At 45.1% G+C, this 24,974-nt stretch carries 23 protein-coding genes and 2 pseudogenes; all 25 read left to right on the forward strand.

Annotated elements, in window-relative coordinates; translation table 11 throughout:
* The first annotated feature begins 67 nt into the window (after positions 1–67).
* Positions 68–1,324 carry a M16 family metallopeptidase gene (locus L0M14_RS09935; RefSeq protein WP_235121955.1) on the forward strand — a complete coding sequence of 419 codons (1,257 nt, stop codon included), beginning with the start codon at positions 68–70 and terminating at the stop codon, positions 1,322–1,324.
* A 16-nt stretch (positions 1,325–1,340) separates the two neighbouring features.
* Complete coding sequence (gene dut, locus L0M14_RS09940; RefSeq protein WP_235122867.1) at positions 1,341–1,766, forward strand: dUTP diphosphatase; 426 nt, start codon at positions 1,341–1,343, stop codon at positions 1,764–1,766.
* Between the two features lie 181 nt (positions 1,767–1,947).
* Positions 1,948–2,847 (forward strand): dipicolinate synthase subunit DpsA, encoded by a 900-nt coding sequence (dpsA, locus tag L0M14_RS09945; protein ID WP_235121956.1) that lies wholly within the window; start codon positions 1,948–1,950, stop codon positions 2,845–2,847.
* Positions 2,844–3,437, forward strand: coding sequence for a dipicolinate synthase subunit B (locus tag L0M14_RS09950; protein WP_235121957.1), 594 nt, complete (start codon positions 2,844–2,846; stop codon positions 3,435–3,437). Before dpsA ends, L0M14_RS09950 begins: the two co-directional genes overlap by 4 nt.
* A gap of 38 nt (positions 3,438–3,475) precedes the next feature.
* Positions 3,476–4,512 (forward strand): annotated as a pseudogene (locus L0M14_RS09955) (aspartate-semialdehyde dehydrogenase).
* 48 nt (positions 4,513–4,560) lie between these two features.
* Positions 4,561–5,778: an aspartate kinase gene (gene dapG / locus L0M14_RS09960; protein ID WP_235121958.1), complete on the forward strand. Its 1,218-nt coding sequence runs from the start codon at positions 4,561–4,563 to the stop codon at positions 5,776–5,778.
* A 26-nt stretch (positions 5,779–5,804) separates the two neighbouring features.
* Entirely contained in the window at positions 5,805–6,668 is an 864-nt protein-coding gene (gene dapA / locus L0M14_RS09965) for a 4-hydroxy-tetrahydrodipicolinate synthase (protein WP_235121959.1), read from the forward strand.
* A 214-nt stretch (positions 6,669–6,882) separates the two neighbouring features.
* Positions 6,883–8,559 carry a ribonuclease J gene (locus L0M14_RS09970; protein WP_235121960.1) on the forward strand — a complete coding sequence of 559 codons (1,677 nt, stop codon included), beginning with the start codon at positions 6,883–6,885 and terminating at the stop codon, positions 8,557–8,559.
* Positions 8,560–8,719: 160 nt separating this feature from the next.
* Entirely contained in the window at positions 8,720–9,466 is a 747-nt protein-coding gene (locus L0M14_RS09975) for a ClpP family protease (protein WP_235121961.1), read from the forward strand.
* Positions 9,463–9,699 (forward strand): YlzJ-like family protein, encoded by a 237-nt coding sequence (locus L0M14_RS09980; RefSeq protein WP_235121962.1) that lies wholly within the window; start codon positions 9,463–9,465, stop codon positions 9,697–9,699. The genes L0M14_RS09975 and L0M14_RS09980 overlap by 4 nt, the downstream gene beginning before the upstream one ends.
* Positions 9,700–9,767: 68 nt before the next feature.
* Positions 9,768–12,329 (forward strand): FtsK/SpoIIIE family DNA translocase, encoded by a 2,562-nt coding sequence (locus tag L0M14_RS09985; RefSeq protein WP_235121963.1) that lies wholly within the window; start codon positions 9,768–9,770, stop codon positions 12,327–12,329.
* Positions 12,330–12,459: 130 nt separating this feature from the next.
* On the forward strand, positions 12,460–13,239 hold the full coding sequence (sleB, locus tag L0M14_RS09990; RefSeq protein WP_235121964.1) for a spore cortex-lytic enzyme: 780 nt from the start codon (positions 12,460–12,462) through the stop codon (positions 13,237–13,239).
* 99 nt (positions 13,240–13,338) lie between these two features.
* Positions 13,339–14,619, forward strand: a complete 1,281-nt coding sequence (gene yfmF, locus L0M14_RS09995; RefSeq protein WP_235121965.1) for an EF-P 5-aminopentanol modification-associated protein YfmF — start codon at positions 13,339–13,341, stop codon at positions 14,617–14,619.
* 3 nt (positions 14,620–14,622) lie between these two features.
* A pseudogene (yfmH, locus tag L0M14_RS10000) lies at positions 14,623–15,910 on the forward strand (EF-P 5-aminopentanol modification-associated protein YfmH).
* Positions 15,907–16,659: an elongation factor P 5-aminopentanone reductase gene (gene ymfI / locus L0M14_RS10005; RefSeq protein WP_405030828.1), complete on the forward strand. Its 753-nt coding sequence runs from the start codon at positions 15,907–15,909 to the stop codon at positions 16,657–16,659. Before yfmH ends, ymfI begins: the two are co-directional and overlap by 4 nt.
* 138 nt (positions 16,660–16,797) lie before the next feature.
* Positions 16,798–17,049, forward strand: a complete 252-nt coding sequence (locus L0M14_RS10010) for a DUF3243 domain-containing protein (protein ID WP_235121966.1) — start codon at positions 16,798–16,800, stop codon at positions 17,047–17,049.
* A 97-nt stretch (positions 17,050–17,146) separates the two neighbouring features.
* A complete protein-coding gene (locus tag L0M14_RS10015; protein WP_235121967.1) occupies positions 17,147–17,389 on the forward strand; it encodes a hypothetical protein in 243 nt (80 codons plus the stop codon).
* Positions 17,382–17,996 (forward strand): hypothetical protein, encoded by a 615-nt coding sequence (locus tag L0M14_RS10020; RefSeq protein ID WP_235121968.1) that lies wholly within the window; start codon positions 17,382–17,384, stop codon positions 17,994–17,996. The genes L0M14_RS10015 and L0M14_RS10020 overlap by 8 nt, the downstream gene beginning before the upstream one ends.
* A gap of 123 nt (positions 17,997–18,119) precedes the next feature.
* Entirely contained in the window at positions 18,120–18,863 is a 744-nt protein-coding gene (locus L0M14_RS10025) for a DUF3388 domain-containing protein (protein ID WP_405031058.1), read from the forward strand.
* 51 nt (positions 18,864–18,914) lie between these two features.
* Entirely contained in the window at positions 18,915–19,787 is an 873-nt protein-coding gene (locus L0M14_RS10030; protein WP_235121970.1) for a helix-turn-helix domain-containing protein, read from the forward strand.
* Positions 19,788–19,929: 142 nt separating this feature from the next.
* Positions 19,930–20,421: a YajQ family cyclic di-GMP-binding protein gene (locus L0M14_RS10035; RefSeq protein WP_235121971.1), complete on the forward strand. Its 492-nt coding sequence runs from the start codon at positions 19,930–19,932 to the stop codon at positions 20,419–20,421.
* A gap of 124 nt (positions 20,422–20,545) precedes the next feature.
* A complete protein-coding gene (gene rimO, locus L0M14_RS10040) occupies positions 20,546–21,874 on the forward strand; it encodes a 30S ribosomal protein S12 methylthiotransferase RimO (RefSeq protein ID WP_235121972.1) in 1,329 nt (442 codons plus the stop codon).
* A complete protein-coding gene (gene pgsA, locus L0M14_RS10045) occupies positions 21,871–22,458 on the forward strand; it encodes a CDP-diacylglycerol--glycerol-3-phosphate 3-phosphatidyltransferase (protein ID WP_235121973.1) in 588 nt (195 codons plus the stop codon). The genes rimO and pgsA overlap by 4 nt, the downstream gene beginning before the upstream one ends.
* 40 nt (positions 22,459–22,498) lie before the next feature.
* Complete coding sequence (locus L0M14_RS10050; RefSeq protein ID WP_235121974.1) at positions 22,499–23,749, forward strand: competence/damage-inducible protein A; 1,251 nt, start codon at positions 22,499–22,501, stop codon at positions 23,747–23,749.
* Positions 23,750–23,920: 171 nt separating this feature from the next.
* Complete coding sequence (recA, locus tag L0M14_RS10055; RefSeq protein ID WP_311198865.1) at positions 23,921–24,967, forward strand: recombinase RecA; 1,047 nt, start codon at positions 23,921–23,923, stop codon at positions 24,965–24,967.
* The last annotated feature ends 7 nt before the right edge of the window (positions 24,968–24,974 follow it).

Genomic DNA, 24,974 nt, shown 5'->3' on the forward strand with positions numbered 1-24,974 from the left:
TTTTTGTTAGACTAGGAAAGTAAACTGGGAGCAGGAATTTCAGGAGTTAATTCGAGGAGGAACCTTGGTGATCAAATACCGCTTACATAATGGTTTAAGAGTGGTTATGGAACAAATCCCTACTTGCCGATCCGTATCGTTCGGTATTTGGGTTAAGACGGGCTCGCGCAATGAGAAGCCTGAAGACAACGGAATTTCTCATTTTATTGAGCATATGCTGTTCAAAGGCACAGAGCGCCACAACGCTAAGGAAATCGCGGAGATTTTTGACGGAATCGGCGGGAATGTGAACGCGTTCACTTCCAAGGAATATACGTGTTATTACTGTAAAGTACTGGACGATCATTTGCCTCTTGCGATGGACGTGCTTGCTGATATGTTCTTCAACTCTACGTTTGATGAGACGGAGCTGGAGAAAGAGAAGAATGTTATCTTCGAAGAAATCTCCATGTACGAAGATACGCCAGATGATCTAGTGCACGATTTGCTTGCCAAAGCTGCTTATGGTACGCATCCGCTCGGCTACACAATTTTGGGGACACAGGAAAATCTCAATCGTATGAAACCGGATGACCTTCGTCGTTATATGAAGCAGTACTATAATTCTGAGAACATTGTGATCAGCATCGCCGGGAATATTGATGACAGCGTTCGGGAGATGATTGAGCAGCATTTTGGAAGCTTCGAGCACTCCGGAAGTGAAACCGACTACATAGCTCCTGATTTCTTAGGCGATCTTATCTTTCATGCTAAGAAAACAGAGCAAAATCATATTTGTCTTTCGCTGCCGGGCTTATCCCTCCAGGAAGATAACCTATACCCAATGGTGCTGCTCAATAATGCAATCGGAGGCGGGATGAGCTCGAGGCTTTTCCAGGAAATTCGGGAAAAGAGAGGGCTCGCTTACTCGGTGTATTCCTACCATTCTTCGCATATTGACAGCGGGATGTTCACGATTTATACAGGAACAGCTCCAAAGCAAACGGAAGAAGTGCTTAAAGTTACCATGGAACTGTTGGAGGATATCGCAGTGAACGGTATTACGGATTCCGAGCTGAACAAGGGTAAAGAACAGTTGAAAGGTAGTCTGATTCTGAGCTTGGAGAGCACGGGCAGCAGAATGAACCGCTTAGGGAAGAATGAATTGATGACAGGGAAGCATTACAGCTTGGATGAAATGATTGATCGAATTAATAGCGTTCAGATGGATCATGTTCGCGAATTAACGAAAACGTTGTTTTCCACTCCGTTCGCTTTATCTATGGTCGGTCAATCCGATGCGGCGTTAAAGGAATTCAGGAGGGATCAGCTTGTCAACCTATAAGTACGATGTTCAAATCATGCGGCTTCCTGGACATGAAGATGTTCAGCTCCCGCAAAAAATGTCCGCCGCGGCAAGCGGCTTTGATCTTCATGCGGCTGTGAGCGAACCTGTCGTACTGAATCCAGGTGAGCGTAAGCTTATTCCAACGGGTTTTGCCTTAAGCATGCCGTCAGAGCTTGAAGCACAAATTCGTCCGAGAAGTGGTTTAGCTTTCAAACACGGGATTACAACGCTGAATTCGCCTGGAACCATTGATGCTGATTATCGGGGCGAGGTGAAAGTGCTCTTAATTAATCATGGTCAGGAGCCGTTTGAAATTCAGCGTGGTGAAAGAATTGCCCAAATGGTCTTTCAGCTTGTCCCACACATACAGCTCACCCAGGTGGATGAGTTGTCCGATACGGAGCGGGGCGCAGGGGGCTTTGGCCATACCGGTCGTTAAATGGATTAGGAATATGTATTTTATATAAAGTTACATTCGAGAGTTCTTCCTTCGGGAGGAGCTCTTTTTTATTGCAGTCATAACCTGGACGCTTATCATTGTTGCGGCCAGAAGTCACCCATCCTTAGGCGGAAGCATAGTATAACTTATCGTAACGACCGAGAAAGGGGTGTAAGCGGGAATGCTTACTGGTATTTCGGTTGCTTTCATGGGCGGGGACGCCCGGCAGCTAGAAGTGATTCAGAAATTTACTGAACTGGATGCGACGGTGACATTAATCGGCTTTGATAATTTAGGGCGGCAGTTCAGCGGAGTGTCTAATGCTAAGCTGCAGCCATCGCTGCTTGAATCTATTGATGCATTGATACTGCCTGCCGTGGGTACAGATGACACGGGACAAGTGGAATCGATATTCTCCAGTGAAGAAATGAGATTAACCGATGCGCATATTGAAGCTCTGCCAAAGCATGCGAAAGTTTACACGGGAATGGCGAAGAACTATTTGAAGCAGTTGTGTGCTTCGAATGGGATCGAGGTCGTGGAGCTATTCGATCGTGATGATGTTGCGATCTATAACTCGATCCCAACAGCAGAAGGTGCTTTGATGATGGCTATTCAAAATACAGATATCACCATTCATGGTTCTATCTGTATGGTTCTCGGCTTTGGGCGGACCGGCTTTACCATGGCCAAAACCCTGCAAGGACTAGGGGCTACAGTGAAGATTGGAGTTCGTAAACCGGAGCATTTTGCAAGGGCGTGGGAGATGGGATTCTTGCCATTTTATACGAAAGACTTGTACTCGGAAGTGTCCAATATTGACTTGCTTTTTAATACAATTCCGACTATGATAGTCACAGCGCAAGTTATTACCAATATCCCACATCGCGCGCTCATCATCGATTTGGCCTCAAAGCCCGGTGGAACGGACTTCCGTTTTGCTGAAAAGAGAGGCATCAAAGCGATGCTGGCGCCCGGATTACCTGGCATTGTCGCACCGAAAACAGCTGGACGCATCATGGCGAACACCTTGAGTCAGCTGATCGAGGAAGACTTTAAAGACAGGAGCGATGTGGAATGAACTGGACAGGAAAAACAGTCGGTTATGCTCTAACCGGCTCTCATTGTACGCTAGAAGAGGTTATGCCTCAGATTAAGAGATTCGTAGACGCTGGAGCGAATGTTGTTCCGATTGTTTCTAATACGATTCTCACTACAGATACACGCTTCGGCAAATCCGCCGATTGGCAGCAGCAGCTTGTAGACATAACAGGTAATAAAATCATTTCTACCATTGTGGATGCAGAACCATTAGGTCCTTCTAAGCGTTTGGATGTTATGGTAATTGCGCCTTGCACCGGAAATACGACCAGTAAACTAGCAAATGCCATTACAGAGAGTCCGGTTCTGATGGCAGCCAAAGCACAAATGCGTAACTTGCGACCACTTGTTTTGGCGATTTCCACCAATGACGGACTTGGTTTGAATGCAATGAATATAGCTAAGCTATTAATTACCAAGAACATATACTTCGTGCCATTCGGTCAGGATGCTCCTGGAGCTAAGCCAAATTCGTTAGTAGCTAGAATGGATCTTATTATGGAAGCTTGTGAAGCTGCACTGGAAGGTAAGCAATTGCAGCCGATGATTATTGAGAGATTCCAATATTAATTCATTTATATACATGTCAAGCAGGAGGATGGCGGTTTGTGTCGAATCAGAAGTTATTCAACATTGCAGTTGTCGGCGCAACAGGTGCTGTCGGTGAGCAAATTATTCGTCTTCTTGAAGATCGAAACTTCCCGATTCATCAGTTGAAGCTGCTGTCTTCCTCACGTTCCGCAGGTACCATCCTTACTTTTCAAGGACGTCAGATTACAGTTGAAGAAGCAACACCTGAAAGTTTTGAAGGAGTAGAGATCGCTCTGTTCAGCGCCGGTGGAGGTGTCTCCAAGGCGCTGGTTCCTTTTGCTGTCCAAGCAGGGGCTATCTGTATAGATAACACGAGTGCATATCGGATGGATCCGGATACGCCGCTTGTCGTGCCTGAAGTCAATATGGAGAAGATCAACGAGCACAAAGGTGTTATTGCGAATCCAAATTGTTCTACGATCCTGATGGTGGCTGCATTAAAGCCGCTTTATGATCGTTTTGGTATATCCAAGATCATTGTCTCAACGTACCAAGCCGTTTCTGGAGCCGGTTCTAAAGCCATACATGAGATGCTGCGCCAATCCAAGGAAGTGCTGGAAAGAAGCGCGGTTCAACCTGACATTTTGCCTGTTGGTTCTCTGCCAGTGAAGCACCAGATTGCTTTTAATGCGATTCCGCAAATTGACAGCTTTCATGAGAATGGCTTTACCCATGAAGAAATGAAGATGATACTGGAAACCAAAAAATTCTAGATGACGAAACCATCGAGGTTACAGCCACATGCGTAAGGATTCCGGTTGTTTACGGGCATTCCGAATCCGTGTATGTAGAGTTGAAAGATGTCTTCGATATGGACGAAGTGAGGAGCTTACTAGCCGGTGCACCTGGGATCGTTTTGTTGGATGATCCCGAGCATCAGTTATATCCTCTTGCTACGAATGCGGCAGGAAAGCTGGATACGTTCGTAGGTCGTGTGCGTCGGGACTTAAGTAATCCGAGGGCACTAAATTTGTGGATTGTATCTGACAATCTGTTGAAAGGTGCAGCTTGGAATGCTGTGCAAATTGCTGAATATATTGCTATTGAACAATAATCAGCACGATCTGGCTTTCTTCAGCAGGTCGAGATTTGGGGGAAAGATATGCGAATACTTGTACAGAAGTTTGGAGGTACTTCGCTTTCCACCGCTGAAGCTAGAGATCATGTTATCGGACACATTCAAGACGCAATAGCGAACCATTACCAATTAGTCGTAGTCGTTTCTGCGATGGGAAGAAAAGGCGAACCATATGCTACAGACACTCTCCTTGATTTGGTGAAACACAATGGGGAGAACTTGCAAGCTAGGGAACTTGATCTACTCATGTGCTGTGGTGAGATTATTTCTGCCGTTCATTTATGCAGTCTTTTGCAGTCAAAGGGGATCATGTCCACAGTACTTACAGGTGGGCAAGCGGGGATTCAGACGAATGATTCCCATGGGAACGCACAGATCGAATCGATTCATCCTAGTCGAATTTTGGAGCTGCTAGAGCAGAATCATGTCGTGATTGTAACCGGCTTTCAAGGAAAGACGGCTCAAGGCGAATTTACTACACTAGGACGCGGCGGCAGTGATACTTCCGCTACCGCACTTGGTGCTGCGTTGAAGGCAGAAATTGTCGATATTTTTACAGATGTTAACGGTATCTTGACGGCAGATCCAAGAATTGTCGAAGATGCCAAGCCGCTTGTTAGAGTAAGTTTTTCCGAGATTTGTAATATGGCCCATAATGGGGCCAAAGTCATTCATCCGCGTGCTGTTGAAGTGGCGATGCATGCCAATATACCCATTCGTGTCAGATCCACCTTTTCCAAAGGTGAAGGCACGTTGGTTACGGCAGCTGATATTACAGGTCAAGAGATGAACAAAGTAGAGGATCGATTCGTTACTGGAATCGCTCAATTTACGAATATTACACAAATTCAAGTATCGGCCGTTGAAGGGCATTTTGACCTGCAGTTAAAAGTGTTTAAAACGATGGCCCAAAACCAGATCAGCGTTGATTTTATCAACGTGAATCCATCTGGTGTTGTATACACCGTGTTTGACCATGAAGCGGAACGTGCTGTTAAGCTGTTGAAGGCTCAAGGATATGATCCTAAGATTCTAAGCGGCTGTGCAAAGGTGTCTGTTATAGGCGGAGGCATGAACGGTGTGCCTGGCATCATGGCACATATCGTCGAAGCATTGACCGAAGAGGACATTCGGATTTTGCAATCAGCGGATTCCAATACAACGATTTGGGTGCTCGTTCAAGGTGAAGACATGAAAAAAGCGGTGAGAGCGCTTCACCATAAATTTTATTTATATATGTAAATTGCTACATGTAGGAGGCCTATACGGTGGATTTCGGAAGAGTAGTCACAGCGATGGTAACACCATTTGATGAGCATTTGCAAATCAATTGGAATCAAGTGGAACCACTTATTAACTATTTAATTGAAGAGCAGCAGTCTGACAGTCTGGTTATATGCGGTACAACCGGAGAGTCACCGACGCTTACAGAAGAAGAGAAGCTGCGGTTAATTGAAGTCTCCGTTCAATACGCGAGAGGGCGCTGCAAAATAATCGCAGGAACAGGTTCTAATGACACGGCTCACACGATACATTTCTCCCAAGCCGTTGAAAAATTAGGTGTAGATGCGCTGCTTATCGTAACACCATACTACAATCGTCCTTCACAAGAAGGATTGTTTCAGCATTACAAAGCAGTGGCGGAAAGTGTGAACCTGCCGATCATGCTCTATAACGTACCAGGTCGGACAGGGGTTAATCTGGATGCAGATACGACAATTCGACTCTCGCAAATCCCGAATATCGTCGCAACCAAGGATTGCGCCAATACGGACCAGCTCACTCGCATTATTAGTGGAGCTAGCGCAGGGTTTACTGTGTACAGCGGTGATGATAGCAGTACACTTCCTGCTCTTGCCATTGGCTGCCAAGGCATTGTCAGTGTAGCTAGTCATGTGATTGGAAAAGAAATGCAATCTATGATAAAGTATTACCTAGAAGGTAACGTACAGCAAGCAGCGGAGCTTCATCGCAAGCTTCATCCGGTGTTTACTGGTATTTTCCGGGTTCCTAGTCCAGCTCCTATCAAGTTTGCTCTTGCATTGAAGGGGATTCAGACAGGTGGGGTCAGACTGCCGTTAGTTTATGTATCCGAGCAAGAAGGACAATTCATCCAATCTCTTTTTGAATGATAACGCCTAATGAATCGGTGCTTCCGGCATCGGTTTTCTTTTTTGGGGACAATAGGGCTACGATGTTTGAAGTAGCTGCAGGATGCTTACACTTAGAAGATATTAGGGACACAACTTGTATTTGATGTTTTTCTTCATGTATAATGGTGGCAAGTGACTGGTTCGGTTTTATCATTTAAAATTCGTCGTCCAATCTTAAAAGGAGGTATATTTCTTGTCCAAAAAAAATAACGACAAACTTTTGATCTTCGCTCTTGGCGGCGTGGGCGAAATCGGAAAAAATATGTATTGCGTCCAGTACGCTAACGATATTGTAGTGATTGACAGCGGTTTAAAATTTCCTGAAGAGGACATGCTGGGGATTGATATTGTCATTCCTGATATCGGCTACTTGACGGAAAATCGGGATAAGGTACGCGGGATTATCATTACACATGGACATGAGGATCATATCGGCGGCCTGCCATATGTACTTAAGCACCTTAATGTTCCACTTTACGCTACGAAGCTGACACTTGGTCTTATCGAAGCGAAGTTGAAGGAAGCAAACTTACTAGGGGAAACGAAGCGTATTCAGATTAATGCGGATACTATTCTCCCATTGGGTACGATCACGGCCTCATTCTTCAAAACAAACCATAGTATTCCTGACTCGGTTGGAGTAGCTCTTGAGACACCGGAAGGTGTCGTTGTTCATACGGGAGACTTCAAATTCGATCAAACGCCTGTCAATGAGCAATATGCGGATTTACATCGTATGGCGGAGATAGGGAAAAAGGGCGTACTTGCTTTGCTTTCTGATAGTACGAATGCCGAAAGACCGGGTTACACCGGTTCTGAGAAAAGTGTCGGACAGGAAATCGAAGAAGTTTTCCGTAAAGCGAAACAGCGTGTTGTCATCGCTACATTCGCTTCCAACATTCATCGTGTTCAACAAGTATTTGATGCTGCTGCGGCTACTAACCGCAAAGTGACCGTGATTGGTCGTAGCATGGTAAATGTGGTATCCATTGCGAGTGAGCTTGGTTATCTGCATATTCCAGATGGTATGCTGATCGAACCTGAGGAAGTAAACAGGTTGGCTGCTGACCGTGTCGTTATTTTATCGACCGGAAGTCAAGGTGAGCCCATGTCTGCTCTGACAAGAATGGCTCGTTCCACTCACCGCAAAGTAGATATTTTGCCTGGTGATACCGTTATCATTGCAGCTACACCAATTCCAGGCAACGAACGCTATGTGGGTCGTACTGTAGATGAGCTATTCCGGATTGGCGCGAATGTCATTTATGGACCAGGTTCTGTCACAGGCGTACACGTGTCCGGTCACGGCTCTCAGGAAGAGCTCAAGCTGATGCTGAATTTAATGAAACCTAAGTATTTTATTCCGATTCACGGTGAATACCGCATGTTACGTCAACACGCCCTACTGGCTGAATCCGTTGGCATTGATAAAGAAGATATTTTCATTTGTGATATTGGCGATACGGTTGAAATCCAGAATGGAGTTGCCCGCAAAGGCTCGAAAGTGCAGAGCGGCAACATATTGATCGATGGACTAGGTGTTGGCGATGTAGGTAATATTGTTCTTAGAGACCGCAAATTGTTGTCTCAAGACGGTATTCTCGTTGTTGTCGTTACACTAAGTAAGCAGGATGGCACCATCCTATCCGGTCCGGATATCATTTCTCGAGGATTCGTCTATGTTAGAGAGTCCGAGGGACTGCTTGAGGAAGCAAACCGTATTGTAACGAATACATTAACCAAGTTAATGAATGAGAATGTAAATGAATGGGCATCTTTAAAAACTAATGTGAAAGATGCACTTGGACGATTTTTATATGAGCAAACCAGAAGAAGACCAATGATTCTTCCTATTATTATGGAAGTCTAGTCTCGAACAAGTCACTTGAACCTATGCAAATAACAAAGGCTCTTCCCGACAAAAAAGGAGGGCCTTTTTACGTATACAGCTTTTAGCCCGAAGAGTAAAAACCATCTTCTTCTATAAATGTGAATGAAACTCGACCTGTCTATTCATACTATGGGAGATTATGAATAGGGAGGAATCGAATGTGGGAGCACAAGAGCCAAAAGAAATAGGGAATGAAGAATCGAAGAAAAATGCCACACTTGAGAATATACAACAGCTAGGTCAAACAAATACGCCAGCAGGTGAATCCAATATTTTTTGTCTGACGATTATCGGTCAAGTCGAGGGGCATGTGGTACTTCCTCCTCAGAACAAGACAACGAAATATGAACATATTATTCCTCAGCTTGTAGCCGCGGAGCAGAACCCCAAGATTGAGGGGGTTATGATCATTCTGAATACCGTCGGCGGTGATGTAGAAGCCGGGCTTGCGATTGCTGAAATGATATCAACCTTATCCAAGCCAACCGTTACACTTGTTTTGGGAGGCGGGCACAGCATAGGTGTTCCGATAGCCGTATCGGCGAACCATTCTATTATCGCGGAAACGGCGACCATGACAATTCATCCAATTCGCTTAAACGGCTTAGTGATTGGCGTACCTCAAACTTTTGAATATTTGGATAAAATGCAGGAACGTGTCGTTCGTTTTGTAACTAAGCATTCTAATGTGACGGAAGAAAAATTCAAAGAGTTGATGTTTAAAACAGGCGAGTTGACGCGTGATATCGGAACGACGGTCATTGGAGCGGATGCGGTCAAATATGGTTTGATCGATAGAGTTGGGGGAGTAGGAGAAGCTATACAGGAGTTGAACCAACGCATTGAACAAAGAAAATCGAATGTGACAGGCGGATTGGTACAATGATTCATTACTCGGTGATACCTATGGATGTGATTTTCGAGGGCATGGATACTTATTCGCCTGAGTTTGTGGAGATTGAACATCAAGGAGTGACCCTACAGGTCGAGCCTATGGACGCAAAGCAAGCAAGGATTGTAAGACTCTTGAGCGGTAATCCACAGGATTACATGAAGGAACAGTACACGCCAGGAACGGTTATATCGTACATACCCGGATTTCATCAAACGTTGAGCTGAGGAGTGCTCCTTGACAGTACCTCGCCCCTTGAAACTATGGTATAATGTGGTTCTTGGGGGTGACATGCGTGGCCAAACGCAAGAAGAAATCGAAATCGTTGAAAAATAGCTTGATGTTCGAGCTTTATGGCATACTCATCTTAATCTTTGCGGTTATTGCGCTAGCGCATCAAGGTCATGTGGGCAATTCACTCATGTACCTGTTTCGCTTTTTTGTCGGAACGATGGATTTCTTGATTCCCGTGTTTTTTATATACGTGGCTTTGTACGCGATGATCAAACGAGCCTGGCCCCCGCTGAAGACAGCGAAGAAGTCAGGCATACTGTTATTTGTTGTTGCGCTATTAATTAAGAATCACATTGATTTGTTTCTTCAATTATATCCGGATGGAGGCTTCGAATCGGGTAAAGTCATCTCCGCTACCTGGGACGGCATGATGGATGGATTGAAGCCGACCGAAGAGGGAAGCGAGGCTCTCAAATTCGGTGTAGGCGGAGGAATGATTGGCGCGCTGCTTTACAGTATCTTATACTTCTTGTTCGATAATTGGGGTGCTAGACTCATCCAATATGCACTTTTCGCGATCGGATTCATATTAGCGACGGGTATCTCTTATGTCGATGTGGTTCATATGGTGCGAGGCAGATTCAAGAATGTTGGCGATAACATCAAGGACCGCATGCATGAATGGTTGGATGATCGCAATAGCGGAAAGCATCAAGAAGTGCAAGATGAAAGATCATCTGCGAAAAACAAAAAAGCAGCGTACGTTCCCGTAGACGACGAGTTTGATGAAGAAATCTTTCAGCCTGTGAAACGACAGAGGAAGAACCCTCTGTTTATGGAGCTGCTGAAGCCTATTAAGGAAGCGAAAAAGAATAAAACGGCTTCAAATGCTAAGGGAGAAGAAGATATTCAAGCTGCAGAGGAGAATGGCGATTCACAAGTTGTGTATCAGGCCAACCAGAGTTCTGCGAGTAATCATGATGAGAATGCTGCCCATGAGCAGCCTGTAACGCCTATCATCAGAGATTTTCAGGAACACGTTTATCAAGAGGCTCAACAATCGATTCAGCAGGAACAACAGGTTACGGCGGAACCGGTCGCTGCAATTCCAATAGCCAAAGCGAAAGTTGAACAGAGTGACGAAGAGCAAGGTCCCGTATCCGTTGAATTCCAACAGGACAAGCCGCTTGAAAATAGCAAACCGTATGTAATGCCTTTATTGGATTTGTTAGCCAAGCCTGCCGCAGGAAAAGGTGCTGAAATGTCAGACTACAAAGCAAATGCGCGCAAGCTTGAAGCCACCTTGGAAAGCTTCGGAGTGCGGGCAAAAGTTTTGGAAGTTGTTAGAGGTCCTGCTGTGACCAGGTACGAAATCCAACCGGATGTTGGTGTGAAAGTAAGCCGTATCGTAAGTTTAACGGACGATATCGCTCTGGCGCTAGCGGCGAAAGACATTCGGATGGAGGCCCCTATTCCTGGTAAATCAGCGATCGGCATTGAAGTTCCGAATATGGAAGTATCTGTTGTTACGATGCGTGAAGTGATGGAAACAGGAGCCTTTCAGGAATCGAGTTCAAGACTTTCTGTTGTGCTTGGACGGGATATTTCAGGTCAGCCTATTGTAGGCAATCTGGCAAGAATGCCCCACTTATTGGTAGCTGGTGCGACTGGCTCCGGTAAATCCGTTTGTATTAACGGTATTATTACAAGCATTTTGTATAAAGCCAAGCCCAATGAAGTTAAGTTCTTGATGATTGACCCTAAGATGGTCGAGTTAAATGTATACAATGGAATTCCGCATCTGTTGGCACCTGTTGTGACAGACCCGAGGAGAGCATCACTAGCACTTAAGAAAGTTGTAGTTGAGATGGAGAAACGTTACGAGCTGTTCTCCAAAAGCGGTACGCGTAACATCGAAGGCTACAACGCTATGTTGACTGAAACGAGTACAGGCGCTCCACTACCTTATTATGTCGTTATCGTGGATGAGCTTGCCGATCTGATGATGGTTGCAGCGAATGATGTGGAGGATTCCATCTGTCGTTTGGCTCAAATGGCCCGTGCTGCTGGCATTCACTTAATCATTGCAACACAGCGTCCATCTGTTGATGTCATTACTGGTGTAATTAAGGCAAATATTCCGTCACGTATTGCATTTGGAGTATCCTCTCAAGTGGATTCCAGAACAATCTTGGATATGGTTGGCGCTGAGAAGCTATTGGGTCGTGGCGACATGCTCTATCTACCGGTTGGCGCCTCGAAGCCTGTACGGGTGCAAGGAGCATTCTTATCCGATCAGGAAGTCGAGCATGTCGTTACATTCGTCCGTACTCAGGAGCAAGCCAATTATCAAGAAGAGATGGTACCTCAAATAGAGGAACAGCCTGAGCAGCAGGATGAGTTTGAGGACGAGCTGTATGACCAAGCTGTACAAATTGTGTTAGAAGCAAAGCAAGCTTCGGTGTCATTACTGCAAAGACGCATGAGAGTAGGCTATACGAGAGCAGCCCGTCTAATTGATTCTATGGAAGCTAAGGGCGTAGTTGGTCCTTATGAGGGCAGTAAACCCCGTGAGGTACTGGTTTCTATGGAACAGTATCAGCATAATCGAATGAGCTCCTAAGGACGTACACCCCCGCAAGGGGGTGTTTTTACGTTCAGGAGAGATCGTCCTTTTGTGCATAATCAACCACTTGAATTCTCATAATAAGCAAGAAAAGGCTGCTATATGAAAAGAGAGGTTGAGAAGGGGAATGAACAAGAGGTTAATCGTTCTTACATTTTGTATCGTTTTCGTATTGTTTGCTGCTCTGCAGCTCAAGAACCAGTCCAGCCCGCCGTCGGAAGAGACGTTTAGTAAAAATGAAATTAGATATGGCGCTACAGGCAGTGATGTTAACGAACTGCAAGGTAGACTTAAGTTTATCGGCTTCTACGGCGGAAATATTGATGGAGATTTCGGGTATCGTACACTCACTGCTGTGAAACGATTTCAAGGCGAATTCGGCATGATCGTAGACGGGGTTGTGGGGCCCAAAACCAAGCTAAAGCTCTGGGAAGCAACGAAGGAGTGGAAACCGACAGCTCCTGCAACTGGCGGCAATTCTTCGAGCGGACAAACAGCGGCTTCGTCCGGAAGCGCTCCGGCCAATTTGACACCTACGACAAATCTTGGATTTTCCCAACAAGATATTAATCTAATGGCCAATGCCGTTAACGGCGAATCCCGCGGCGAGCCATATATCGGTCAGGTCGCTGTAGCAGCCGTGATATTGAATCGGGTGAAATCGGCAAGCTTTCCTAACACAGTCTCTGGAGTCATCTTTCAGCCAGGTGCCTTTACAGCTGTTGCGGACGGACAAATATGGTTAACACCTAGCGAGTCAACTCAGAAGGCTGTAAAAGATGCGTTGAACGGTTGGGATCCGACTGGCGGCTGCATTTACTACTTTAACCCTGCGACAGCAACGTCCAAATGGATTTGGAGCCGACCACAGGTGAAGCAAATCGGTAAGCATATTTTTTGTAAATAAGAGGGAACGAGGGAGAAGGAGCCTTGCGAGGTTGCTTCTCCTGTTTGTATCGGAATATAATGAATACATATCTTGGAAGCAGGAAGGGAGAGCAGTCCTTTGAAGCATATACAATTTGAACGAAGCAGTTGGAATCATATTCGTCTGCATGTACTGCCCACTGATCAATTTAAGACCTTTGCAATTTCCGTCTACATAGGTCGTCCGTTATCCGAGGAGACAGTCACCTCAACGGCGCTAACTCCATTCGTGCTGAGAAGAGGTACCGAGAATCGGCCGGTAACCAAGCAATTCCGTGAATACTTGGATGATTTGTATGGAGCGGGCTTCGGATTTGATATATACAAACGGGGTGATTATCAGATAGTTCAGCTCCGCATGGATATCATCAATGATAAATATGTTTCTTCTAATGAGTCTTTACTCAAAAAAGGACTCGAGTTTGTCGGAGAGACACTTAGCAGACCCGTACTAGAAGAAGGACGATTTCGTCAGAAATACGTTGATGCTGAAAAGGCAACGATACAAAAGAAACTTGAAGCCATCATCAACGATAAAATTAGATACGCTGCCGAACGTTGTATCGAAGAAATGTGTAAACATGAACCCTATCGGCTTCATCCGCTAGGAAGAATCGAAGATTTAGCGTCCATTACTGCGGACAGCTTATACCATCAATATAAAGAATGGCTCCAAAATGCACCGATCGATATCTATGTGGTAGGTCAAACTACACTTGAAGAAGTGGAAGCCATTGTGAAGAGCGCTTTCACCATTGAGCGTGAAGAGGACAAAGAGTATAAGCCAAGTGTATCGAGTTCTTCAGCTAAAGAGGTACAAACTGTAGTAGAACGATTGGATGTCAATCAAGGTAAGTTGAACATGGGCCTTCGTACAAACATCTCATATAGCGATGAGAAGTACCCGATAGCCCTTATGTATAACGGCGTCTTGGGCGGATACCCGCATTCCAAGCTGTTTATCAACGTTCGTGAGAAAGCAAGTCTCGCGTACTATGCTTCATCCCGGTTTGATGGGCATAAGGGAATACTAACGCTGCAATCTGGCATTGAAATTCAGAACTATGAGAAAGCGGTCAGTATTATTCGTCAGCAGCTTGAGGCGATGGAACGCGGTGAGATTACGGATACAGAAATGAGTCAGACAAAAGCGATGATATCCAATCAATTGCGGGAAATGCAAGACTCTGCTTTTGAATTGATTTCCTTTGATTTTAACGCTATCCTCTCGGGTAAAGAGCGTTCCGTTCCCGCCTTGATTGAAGCGGTTCAGCAGGTTGACGTTGCCGCTATCGCACAAGCCGCGAAGCAAGTCCAATTGGACACCATATACTTCTTGCGGGATCAGAAAGGGGAGTAATCGATGGAGAAGATTCCATATCCGCACTTAAATGAATCACTGTATCATGAGCAATTGTCCAATGGACTGCATGTATTTGTACTTCCGAAGGAAGGCTTTCAAAAAACGTATGCAACCTTTACGACGAAATATGGCTCCATCGATAACCATTTTCAGGTTGAAGGTAAGGATGAAGTGACCGTTCCTGACGGCATCGCTCATTTTTTGGAGCACAAGATGTTCGAGGAACCTGAAGGGGATATATTCGCTGCGTTTGCCTCACAGGGGGCATCGGCTAACGCTTTTACAAGCTTTGATCGTACGGCTTATTTATTCTCTTCCACAGACCAGATCATCAAGAACTTAACCACGTTAATTAATTTTGTGCAAAATCCATATTTTACAGATGAAAATGTAGAAAAAGAAAAAGGAATTATCGGTCAAGAAATCAATATGTACCGTGACCATCCGGACTGGAGAAGCTACTACGGGCTGATTGAAGCTATGTATGAAAAGCATCCTGTACATATTGATATCGCTGGGACTATAGAGTCTATTTCAGGGATAACGAAGGAGACACTGTACGAGTGCTACTATACGTTTTACCACCCCAGCAATATGAGCTTGTTTGTAGTCGGAGGCGTTGACCCTCAAGAAATAATTAATGTCGTTAAAGAAAATCAAGAGTCCAAGACTTTCCGAGATCAGGGAGAGATCAAACGTTACTTTGAAGATGAGCCCCTTCCTGTCCACCAGGCAAAAAGAGAGACAATTTTACCCATATCGTTGCCTAAATGTTTATTTGGTATCAAAGAACCTGCACCTCAATTAACTGGCAAATCTCTTCTGGTGAAGGAACTGACTACCAAGCTCATGATGGATATTCTGTTCAGTTCAAGCTCAGACATCTATCAATCGCTTTATGACGAACAATTAATCTCCGATAACTTCGGTCATGAATACAATATCAGTGAAGATTATGCATTCTCCATTCTTGGAGGAGACACCAAGGATCCCGAGCTGTTAGTAAGTCGAATTCGAGAAGAAGTGGAGAAACGTAAAGAGTCCGGTCTGGATCAAACTACATTTGAGAGAAGCCGTAAGAAAAAAAATCGGTAATTTTCTAAGGATGATGAACTCACCGGAGGCCATTGCCAATGAATTTACCAAGTATCGGTTTAAAGGAATTGATTTGTTCGATATCCTCCCCATCTATGAACAATTAACGCTTGAGGATGTCAACAACAGATTCCATGAGCATTTTGATTGGAGCAGGCTGGCCGTTTCCATTGTGCGCAGCCGAGAATCATGATGACTAAGCCATTTACAGAACAGACCGTTTTAATCACCGGAGCGAGCAGAGGGATCGGCGCGGCGATAGCGGAACGCTTCGCTTCTGTAGGTTTGAATGTCGTGATTCATTATAAAGAGTCACATGAAGCTGCGAATGAGGTAGCTAGGAGCTGCATGAGACATGGCGCTAAGGTGTTAACGGTTTCTGCGGATCTTCGTTCGAAGGATCAAATTTTAAAAATGAAGGAAAAGCTGGAGCAAAGAGACATGGTGCCGGATATTGTTGTGAACAATGCAGGTGTCGCTCATTATGGACTACTGACAGAAATTACGGAGTCGGATTGGGATCACATCATGGACGTGAATCTTAAGGGTGCATTCTTATGTACACAGGCTTTTATGGCTACCATGATCCAGAATAAGTACGGTCGTATTATTAATGTTTCGTCGATCTGGGGAATCTCGGGAGCATCCTGTGAAGTGGTATATTCCACGGCTAAAGGCGGGATGAACGCTTTCACGAAGGCGCTGGCTAAGGAGCTGGCTCCTTCGGGAATTACCGTTAATGCAGTAGCTCCAGGTGCTGTGGATACTGTCATGATGTCGGGATTCGAGGATGATGAGAAGGCCGCGATCAAAAATGAAATTCCAGCAGGAAGATTTGCCATGCCCGACGAAATCGCTTCATTGGTTTATTTTCTTGCTCTACCGGAGTCAGGTTACATTACCGGACAAATTATTAGCCCTAATGGCGGATGGTTAACTTAATTTTGCAATTATCATTTCATCTATTTCCATATCTCCATAACAACATTGCCGTGAGCCATGTGTATAATTCCTCGCTGAGAAAGCCATATTACTACATGTAATAACGATTAACTCATCAATTAAAGGAGGCTTTTAACCATGGCTACTGTACTTAAAGTGTTTGATAAGTGGAAAGAGTTTTTGGCAGAACGCGTGGGTCAAGCTGAACGTGCAGGGATGAGCGAAGAGACAATTAGCAAGCTGGCCTTTCAAATCGGCGATTTCCTTGCTGATAAAGTAGACCCTGAAAACACTCAAGAGCGCGTGCTCAAAGAGCTGTGGGATGCAGGTAATGAAGAAGAGAAGCGCACACTTGCCCGTCTCATGGTAAAATTAGTGGACAAAGCCTAATAAGCGTTTTACAATTTAATAAGACGTTTCAGTGTGAAAGCCTCCTGCTTCGGAGGCTTTTGCATGCTTTCAAGACAAGAAAGGATTTGTTCCAGGTATGTTACTTCGAAAATCTGCCGTATGTGCATTGATGTTAGGCTTGTTGCTGACCGGGTGCGGGAATCGAGGTATGCCTGTCATTAAGCAAGAAATCATGGATAAAAAAATATCTGTGCTGATGTTATCAAGTCCTGCCCTTTCCAATCAAGCCAAACAATCCATTGGGAAGGCGCTATTGGAGTGGAGAAATAATCAGGCCATTACCTTTGAATGGCTGAAGGATCTTGCCGGCATTGGATGAGCAAACCTATAATAGAATAAAAACAGGCACTTATAATTACATATACGTAGTTGGTAATGATTTACTCAGCAATGTTGCTCCGGCAGTGGACTCGGTATCAACAACGAAATGGACCTTTCTTCAGGACAACCTGACCGCAGATTCCCTTCCGAATCAACTGACGGAGCAAGCGGAAGCGGTTACGGTGAATAAGGATCAAATTGCTTCACTCCAAGCCAAATGGGTGGACGGCATCATGCAGCAAGGCTTACCTATTGAGTGGGTGACTCGAGCTGACCATCCCATTCCATCCGAATGGGCCCCTTCTGAGGAAGCGGATCATATCGTTTTGCTGGATAACAATGAGCAGTGGTTTCAGCAGCTTTCCTTTCAACTTAAGCAGCATGATTCCAAGTGGATTGTGTTTTATGCTCCTGCTGATCAAACGATGCTACAAAAAGCGAAAGCGACTGGCGTTCCTGTCATGGATTTGTCCAATGCATTTTCCATAGAGCTGAATTGGGATTCCATTATGGCCAACCGTCTACAGGAAATTTTAAATCAGACATGGAAGCCAGGCGCGGAGGATTACAATGAACAAGAGCTTAAAGAACTAAAGCTGAAGTGATCTGCAATAAATTTGCGTGTTTCCAGAAGGATTGTGGCGAATTTTGTAGAAATATTGGTTATGGTAAGTTTTGGCTTGCAATAACTGAACGAGGTGGACTCATTGGACGTTAAAGAATGGTATATGGAGTACAAGATTCACAAGAATCGCCCTGGACTATTGGGTGATATTGCTTCTTTGATGGGGATGCTTGATATCAATATTGTTACGATTAACGGGGTTGAGGACAGAACCCGCGGAATGCTGCTTCAAACGAATGATGAAGAAAAAATCGATTTAATGGGTAGAATGTTAAAAAAAGTAGATAATATTACTATTACTGCATTAAGACCTCCTAAATTGGTCGATATCTTAGCGGTTCGCCATGGCCGTTATATTGAGCGGGATTCGGACGATCGCAAAACATTCCGGTTTACCCGGGATGAATTAGGGCTTCTGGTGGATTTCTTAGGCGAGATTTTTAAAAGGGAAGGGAATCAGGTGGTTGGGCTTCGCGGAATGCCGCGAGTTGGGAAAACGGAGTCGCTGATCGCAGGTAGTGTATGCTCCAATAAGCGATGGACGTTCGTATCGTCGACCTTGTTAAGACAGACGGTTCGAAGCCAGCTATCCGAAGACGAGATGTCGCCGAATAACGTGTTTATTATCGATGGAATCGTTTCAACCATGAGATCCAATGAAAAGCATTACAGCCTGCTTCAGGAAATTATGTCTATGCCTTCCACGAAAGTCATTGAGCATCCGGATATATTTATCAAGGAGTCGGAATATACCTATAATCACTTCGATTACATCATCGAGCTGCGCAACAATCCGGACGAAGAGATCAATTACGAATCTTTCACCTATAACATCGAACCATTTTAGTTGAAAGAACGTCTTAGTAATAACAAATCATGGTCACGGGGAGGTGAAATTGTGTCCGATCTAGGATTTATTTTACGTAAAGCGCGCATGGACAGCAAAATCTCTTTAGACGATTTACAGGAAGTAACGAAAATACGAAAAAGGTATCTCGAAGCGATCGAAGAAGGTAACTATAAGGTATTGCCCGGCAGCTTTTACGTTCGCGCTTTTATTAAAAGCTATGCGGAAGCGGTCGGACTTGACCCCAATGAAGTGCTGCAGATGTATCAGTCAACGAATCCTTCTCCCGAGCCGGAGCAGCCGGTTGTCGATACGATTCGTAAGAAACGTTCCAGTGTCCGTAACACAGAAAAGATAAGCCGCTGGGCTTCGAGTGTTATGTTTGTCAGTTTTATTGTTCTGATTTCAGGGATCGTGTATTACTACACGTACAAGAATCACAAAACTACTCCTGCCGAGAACAATCCTACTCAGACGCAATCACCCAGAATTACGGATTCTACCGACCCGACGGCCGGAACGAAGCTGAACAGCACAGCAGCGGAAAGCACGCCTCAAGTGGTATCTACGCCAACACCTGCACCTACTCCTACGCCTTCGCCCGTACAGGTGAAGTTCAGCGCCAACGAGAAGGGTGTTGATAATTATACCATCACAGGCAGCCAGAAGTTGGACATCCAGTTGAAGATCACAGGCGCTCAGTGCTGGATCCGAATTGATGAGCTGAATGCAAATAATCAGAAAAGCATGCTGAAACAAAAAACATACAAAAACGGTGAAACCGATTCTTTTGAAATCGATGGTTCATCCTATTTGAACATAGGGGCAGCGAGCGCGGTAGAACTCACCGTTAACGGAACCGTTATCCCTGTAGGGGATACGCCGAACCCGAAGAGAGTACAGCTCAATTTGCAAAAAAGCTAACAATTTGGCGCTTCCTGCGCTTTCCCGGGTAATGATTTGAACACATAGGAGACATCCTCGCCGTTACGGTTGTAGGATGTTTCTTTTTGTGTAGCTTCTTGCTATAATGCTAATGTAATTTGATGGAAAGGGTGTTGACGTTATGAGTTCAGAAAGCTCATTTGATATTGTGTCCAAGGTGGACATGCAGGAGCTGAATAATGCCATTCAACAGGCGGAGAAAGAGATTGCGACCCGCTTTGATTTTAAAAACAGTAAGAGCAGCATCAAGCAGGAGAAAGACCAGCTTGTTGTCGTTTCGGACGATGAGTTCAAGCTTCAAAACGTACTTGATATCTTACATGCCAAGATGACGAAACGAGGCATTTCAATTAAAAATCTCGAATACAGCAAAGTAGAACCGGCCGCTGCTCAAACCGTGAGACAAAAAATCAGCTTAAAGCAAGGCGTTGACCAAGAGAATGCGAAGAAAATCAATATTCTGATTCGTGATTCCAAGCTGAAGGTCAAGAGCCAAATTCAAGGCGATCAAATTCGCGTCACCGGCAAAAGTAAGGATGATTTACAAGCTGTTATTACGATGCTTCGCAAAGCCGAGATCCCTTTGGACCTTCAATTTGTGAACTTAAAATAAGAGGATGTCCAGAATGGACTCGGCCCAGCCCCTTGATGCAAGGGGTTTTCTGTTTTTGACACCCTATGAGGCATGTATTATACTTGAAAAGTATGGCTAGGACTATCTGGAGGTTGTTTTATTCATGACAGAAAAAGTAAAAGTAGTAACACTCGGCTGCGAGAAGAATTTGGTCGACTCCGAGATTATGTCTGGATTAATTCATGGCCGCGGGTTTCAGCTCGTAGATAACAAAGAGGATGCCACGGTCATCATCGTCAATACATGCGGCTTTATTGATGCGGCCAAAGAAGAGTCGGTAAATACGATTCTGGATATGGCTGAATTAAAACAAACAGCAAACCTGAAGGCGCTGATTGTGTCGGGATGCTTGACACAGCGTTACAAAAAAGAATTGATGGAAGAAATGCCAGAGATTGATGGTATTGTAGGGACTGGGGATTTCGATAAGATCAACCACATTGTGGATGAAGCGCTTCGCGGCAGGAAGCCGGTTCTAGTGGGCAATCCTGTATTTAACTATGATGCGGATCTCCCTAGACAGGTGACCACTCCACGTTACACGGCATACGTCAAGATTGCTGAAGGCTGCGATAATGCATGTACCTTCTGCAGTATTCCGATCATGCGCGGCAAGTTCCGAAGCAGAAGTATGGAGTCAATCGTTGCAGAAGTAACTCAATTGGCTGCCCAAGGCGTTAAGGAGATCAGCCTCATCGCACAGGATTCCACGAACTACGGAACAGATCTTTATGATGGCTTCAAACTTCCTGCGCTATTGAACAAGGTCAGCGAAGTGCCGGGTATTGAGTGGGTGCGATTGCATTATGCCTACCCCGGATTTTTCACTGATGAACTGATCGATACGATTGCTGCCAATCCTAAGGTGTGCAAATACATAGACATGCCGCTGCAGCACAGTGAAGATTCAATCCTGAAACGGATGCGCAGACCGGGTCGTCAGAAGGATGCACGTGAACTCGTTCGGAAAATTCGTGAGCGTATTCCGCAGGTGTCGCTTCGAACGTCTTTGATCGTTGGTTTTCCTGGTGAAACAGAAGAAGATTTTGAAAATTTGAAACAATTCGTGAAAGACATGCAGTTTGACCGTTTGGGCGTATTCGCATACTCGAAAGAAGAGGATACTCCGGCATCGCGTTTACCTGATCAAGTTCCTGATGAAGTAAAAGAGTACCGTGCCAATACACTCATGGAAATTCAACGCGAAATCTCGAATATCCGTGGCGGCCGCCGGATCGGTCAAGAGCTGGATGTGCTCATTGAACGTTATGACGGCAGAAGCGATGTATATGTAGGGCGCTCACAGTATGATGCTCCCGAAATTGACGGGGAAGTGTTTGTCTCCAATGCGAAACTAAATATTGGGGAGCTTGCCAAGGTACGCATCACTCATTCCTTTGAGTTTGATTTGTCCGGGGAGGTCATTGCATGAACCTGGCCAATCGCATCACGGTGGCGAGGATCTTACTGGTTCCGATTATCATGTTCTTCCTGCTGATTAAAGTAAAGTTTCCGCACATCCGAATTGAGGAATTCAGCATCACATATAATCAGATTATTGCGGCGCTCATCTTTATCATTGCAGCAAGTACGGATAGTTTGGACGGCTATATCGCCAGAAAGCGCAAGCTGGTGACGAATTTAGGCAAGCTGCTCGACCCTCTAGCAGATAAGCTGCTAGTTACTGCGGTGCTCGTCTCACTAGTGGAGATGGATAAGGTAGACGCTTGGATCGTGATTGTCATTATTAGCCGCGAATGGGCTGTCACCGGACTTCGGCAGATCGCGCTTCTCGAGGGTACCGTTATGGCTGCCAGCAAATGGGGGAAAGCGAAGACTGCTGCTCAAATTACGGCCATTATTGCGCTGCTTATTAATAATTTTCCCTTTACATTTATCGACTTCCCCTTTGATGTGATTGCTAGCTGGGTAGCTGCGATTATCACCATGTATTCAGGCATTGAGTATTTTGTGAAGAATAAACATGTCATAGACTTTTCGGAAAAATCGCAATAGGGAAACCTATTGTTTTTTTCCTTTTGGGAGGAATGTGTAGATGAAAGCAGAGATTGTAGCAGTAGGTACCGAGTTGCTGCTGGGGCAGATTGTGAACACCAATGCACGATTTTTAGCTGTGGAATGCGCTGGGTTAGGTATCGATGTCTATTATCAAACCGTAGTAGGTGACAATAAAGACAGATTGCTTGAAACGCTTAAACTCGCTGCAAGCAGAGCAGATATTGTCATCTGTACAGGTGGTCTTGGACCCACTCAGGACGATTTGACTAAGGATGTACTGGCAGCTTACATAGGGCGAGAACTGATTATTCATGAACCTTCTATGAGCAAGATTTCCGATTTTTTTTCATCTAGGGGCATACATATGGTGGAAAGCAATCGTCGTCAGGCACTTATGCTTGAAGGCTGCGATCCGCTGCTGAATGATACTGGAATGGCCGTAGGTGTTGCCGTTACCTATGAGGGAACCCATTTTATCCTGCTGCCAGGTCCTCCTAAAGAGATGAAGCCGATGTTTACGAATTATGCTGCAGCATGGCTTAGTAGCGTAATGACAGATGAAGTGCCGCTTTATTCCAAAATGCTTCGTTTTGCTGGTATTGGCGAATCGAGCTTGGAGCATCAGTTGATGGATCTAATTCAAGATCAGCAGGATCCGACGATCGCTCCGTATGCCAAGGAGGGGGAAGTGGCGATTCGTCTTACGACGCGCGCGCGGGACGTTGAAGAAGGAAAACAGAAGCTCCTTCCGCTTGAACAAGAGATTCGCACTCGGGTTGGGGACTTTATTTATGCGGATGAGGACCTGCCGTTAGAGCATGTAATTTTGCAGCTGCTGAGCAGTAAGATGATGACTCTTTCGGTGGCGGAAAGCTGCACGGGCGGTTTGCTGAGTGATCTGATTACTGCCGTTCCTGGCAGCTCACAATCGTTTCTCGGAGGGATTATTTGCTACACCAATCTATTAAAGAACAAGCTTTTACAAGTGCCAATGGAAGTGCTTGAAGGTGATGCAGCGCCTGGAGCAGTTAGTGAGGAGACAGCATCCCTGCTTGCGCAAAATCTACTCAATACGACTGGAAGTGACTGGTCATTATCTGTAACAGGCGTGGCAGGCCCGGGAGAGTCGGAAGGCAAACCGGTCGGTCTCGTCTATGTAGGGCTAGGCAAACGCGGTGCTCAGCCGCAAATATTCACGCTTAAGCTGTCGGGAAATCGAGACATGATTAAGCTCAGAGCAGCGAAGAGTGCACTCTATCAGCTATGGAAACAGTTGAAAGATTCGTAGGCTTCGCATATAATAAAACTATCTGTTAACGGAAGAACCGTAGCAAAGCGATAACTTTGTTACGGTTCTTTGCTTGTTCGCATAAAAACGAATGTATGTTCGAAAAAATGCTTGGCAAACCTCCGGAAACGAGTTATCATATACCTATAATGATAAAAGGAAGTGAGTGTTTTGACAGATCGTCGCGCAGCACTTGAGATGGCATTACGCCAAATTGAAAAACAATTCGGAAAAGGCTCCATCATGAAGCTTGGAGAATCTACACATATGCAGGTGGAGACCATATCCAGTGGTTCACTTGCTTTAGATATTGCACTTGGAATAGGAGGTTTTCCTAGAGGAAGAATTATCGAAGTATACGGACCTGAATCCTCTGGTAAAACGACAGTTGCTCTGCATGCGATCGCCGAAGTGCAGAGAGCAGGGGGACAAGCTGCATTTATTGATGCGGAGCATGCGTTGGATCCGCTTTATGCAAGCAAGCTTGGAATCAATATTGATGAACTGCTGCTTTCCCAGCCGGATACAGGTGAACAAGCATTGGAAATTGCAGAAGCACTAGTACGAAGCGGAGCCGTGGATATCATTGTCATTGACTCCGTAGCTGCTCTCGTGCCGAAAGCAGAGATTGAAGGCGAAATGGGAGACTCTCACGTAGGTTTGCAAGCTCGATTGATGTCACAAGCTCTGCGTAAGCTGTCCGGTGCTATTAATAAATCCAAGGTTATTGCTATCTTTATTAACCAGCTTCGTGAGAAGGTTGGTGTAATGTTTGGTAACCCGGAAACAACGCCAGGCGGACGTGCTCTTAAATTCTACTCCTCCGTGCGATTGGATGTTCGTCGTGTGGAAACCATCAAGCAAGGCAATGACATGGTAGGAAATCGTACTAAGATTAAAGTAGTGAAAAATAAAGTTGCTCCACCGTTTAAGCAAGCTGAGATCGACATTATGTACGGTGAAGGTATTTCGCGTGAGGGCAGCATCATTGACATCGCAACAGAGATGGACATTGTCAATAAAAGCGGCGCATGGTACTCCTTCGAAGGTGAGCGTTTAGGTCAAGGACGCGAAAATGCTAAGCAGTTCCTGAAGGAGAATCCGGCAATTTCTCAAACGATTGAAACGAAAGTTCGTGAGAATAGCAACTTAATCAAGGTTACTGGTCCTAACGAAGATGAAGAGATGGAAGAGGATCTGGCGTTAGAAGCTGAATAAAAGGATG

It is taken from the genome of Paenibacillus hexagrammi, from assembly GCF_021513275.1.
In the GTDB taxonomy this organism is placed as follows: Bacteria; Bacillota; Bacilli; order Paenibacillales; family NBRC-103111; genus Paenibacillus_E; species Paenibacillus_E hexagrammi.

What these genes read in the sequence shown, in the direction of transcription:
- pgsA (WP_235121973.1), top strand. Translation starts at nt 21,871, where the DNA reads ATGAACCTGGCCAATCGCATCACGGTGGCGAGGATCTTACTGGTTCCG.
- L0M14_RS09950 (WP_235121957.1), top strand. Translation starts at nt 2,844, where the DNA reads ATGAACTGGACAGGAAAAACAGTCGGTTATGCTCTAACCGGCTCTCAT.
- dapG (WP_235121958.1), top strand. Translation starts at nt 4,561, where the DNA reads ATGCGAATACTTGTACAGAAGTTTGGAGGTACTTCGCTTTCCACCGCT.
- sleB (WP_235121964.1), top strand. Translation starts at nt 12,460, where the DNA reads ATGAACAAGAGGTTAATCGTTCTTACATTTTGTATCGTTTTCGTATTG.
- L0M14_RS09980 (WP_235121962.1), top strand. Translation starts at nt 9,463, where the DNA reads ATGATTCATTACTCGGTGATACCTATGGATGTGATTTTCGAGGGCATG.
- L0M14_RS10015 (WP_235121967.1), top strand. Translation starts at nt 17,147, where the DNA reads ATGTTACTTCGAAAATCTGCCGTATGTGCATTGATGTTAGGCTTGTTG.
- L0M14_RS10010 (WP_235121966.1), top strand. Translation starts at nt 16,798, where the DNA reads ATGGCTACTGTACTTAAAGTGTTTGATAAGTGGAAAGAGTTTTTGGCA.
- L0M14_RS10035 (WP_235121971.1), top strand. Translation starts at nt 19,930, where the DNA reads ATGAGTTCAGAAAGCTCATTTGATATTGTGTCCAAGGTGGACATGCAG.
- dpsA (WP_235121956.1), top strand. Translation starts at nt 1,948, where the DNA reads ATGCTTACTGGTATTTCGGTTGCTTTCATGGGCGGGGACGCCCGGCAG.
- rimO (WP_235121972.1), top strand. Translation starts at nt 20,546, where the DNA reads ATGACAGAAAAAGTAAAAGTAGTAACACTCGGCTGCGAGAAGAATTTG.
- L0M14_RS10050 (WP_235121974.1), top strand. Translation starts at nt 22,499, where the DNA reads ATGAAAGCAGAGATTGTAGCAGTAGGTACCGAGTTGCTGCTGGGGCAG.
- dut (WP_235122867.1), top strand. Translation starts at nt 1,341, where the DNA reads ATGCGGCTTCCTGGACATGAAGATGTTCAGCTCCCGCAAAAAATGTCC.
- ymfI (WP_405030828.1), top strand. Translation starts at nt 15,907, where the DNA reads ATGATGACTAAGCCATTTACAGAACAGACCGTTTTAATCACCGGAGCG.
- L0M14_RS09975 (WP_235121961.1), top strand. Translation starts at nt 8,720, where the DNA reads ATGAATAGGGAGGAATCGAATGTGGGAGCACAAGAGCCAAAAGAAATA.
- L0M14_RS10025 (WP_405031058.1), top strand. Translation starts at nt 18,120, where the DNA reads ATGGAGTACAAGATTCACAAGAATCGCCCTGGACTATTGGGTGATATT.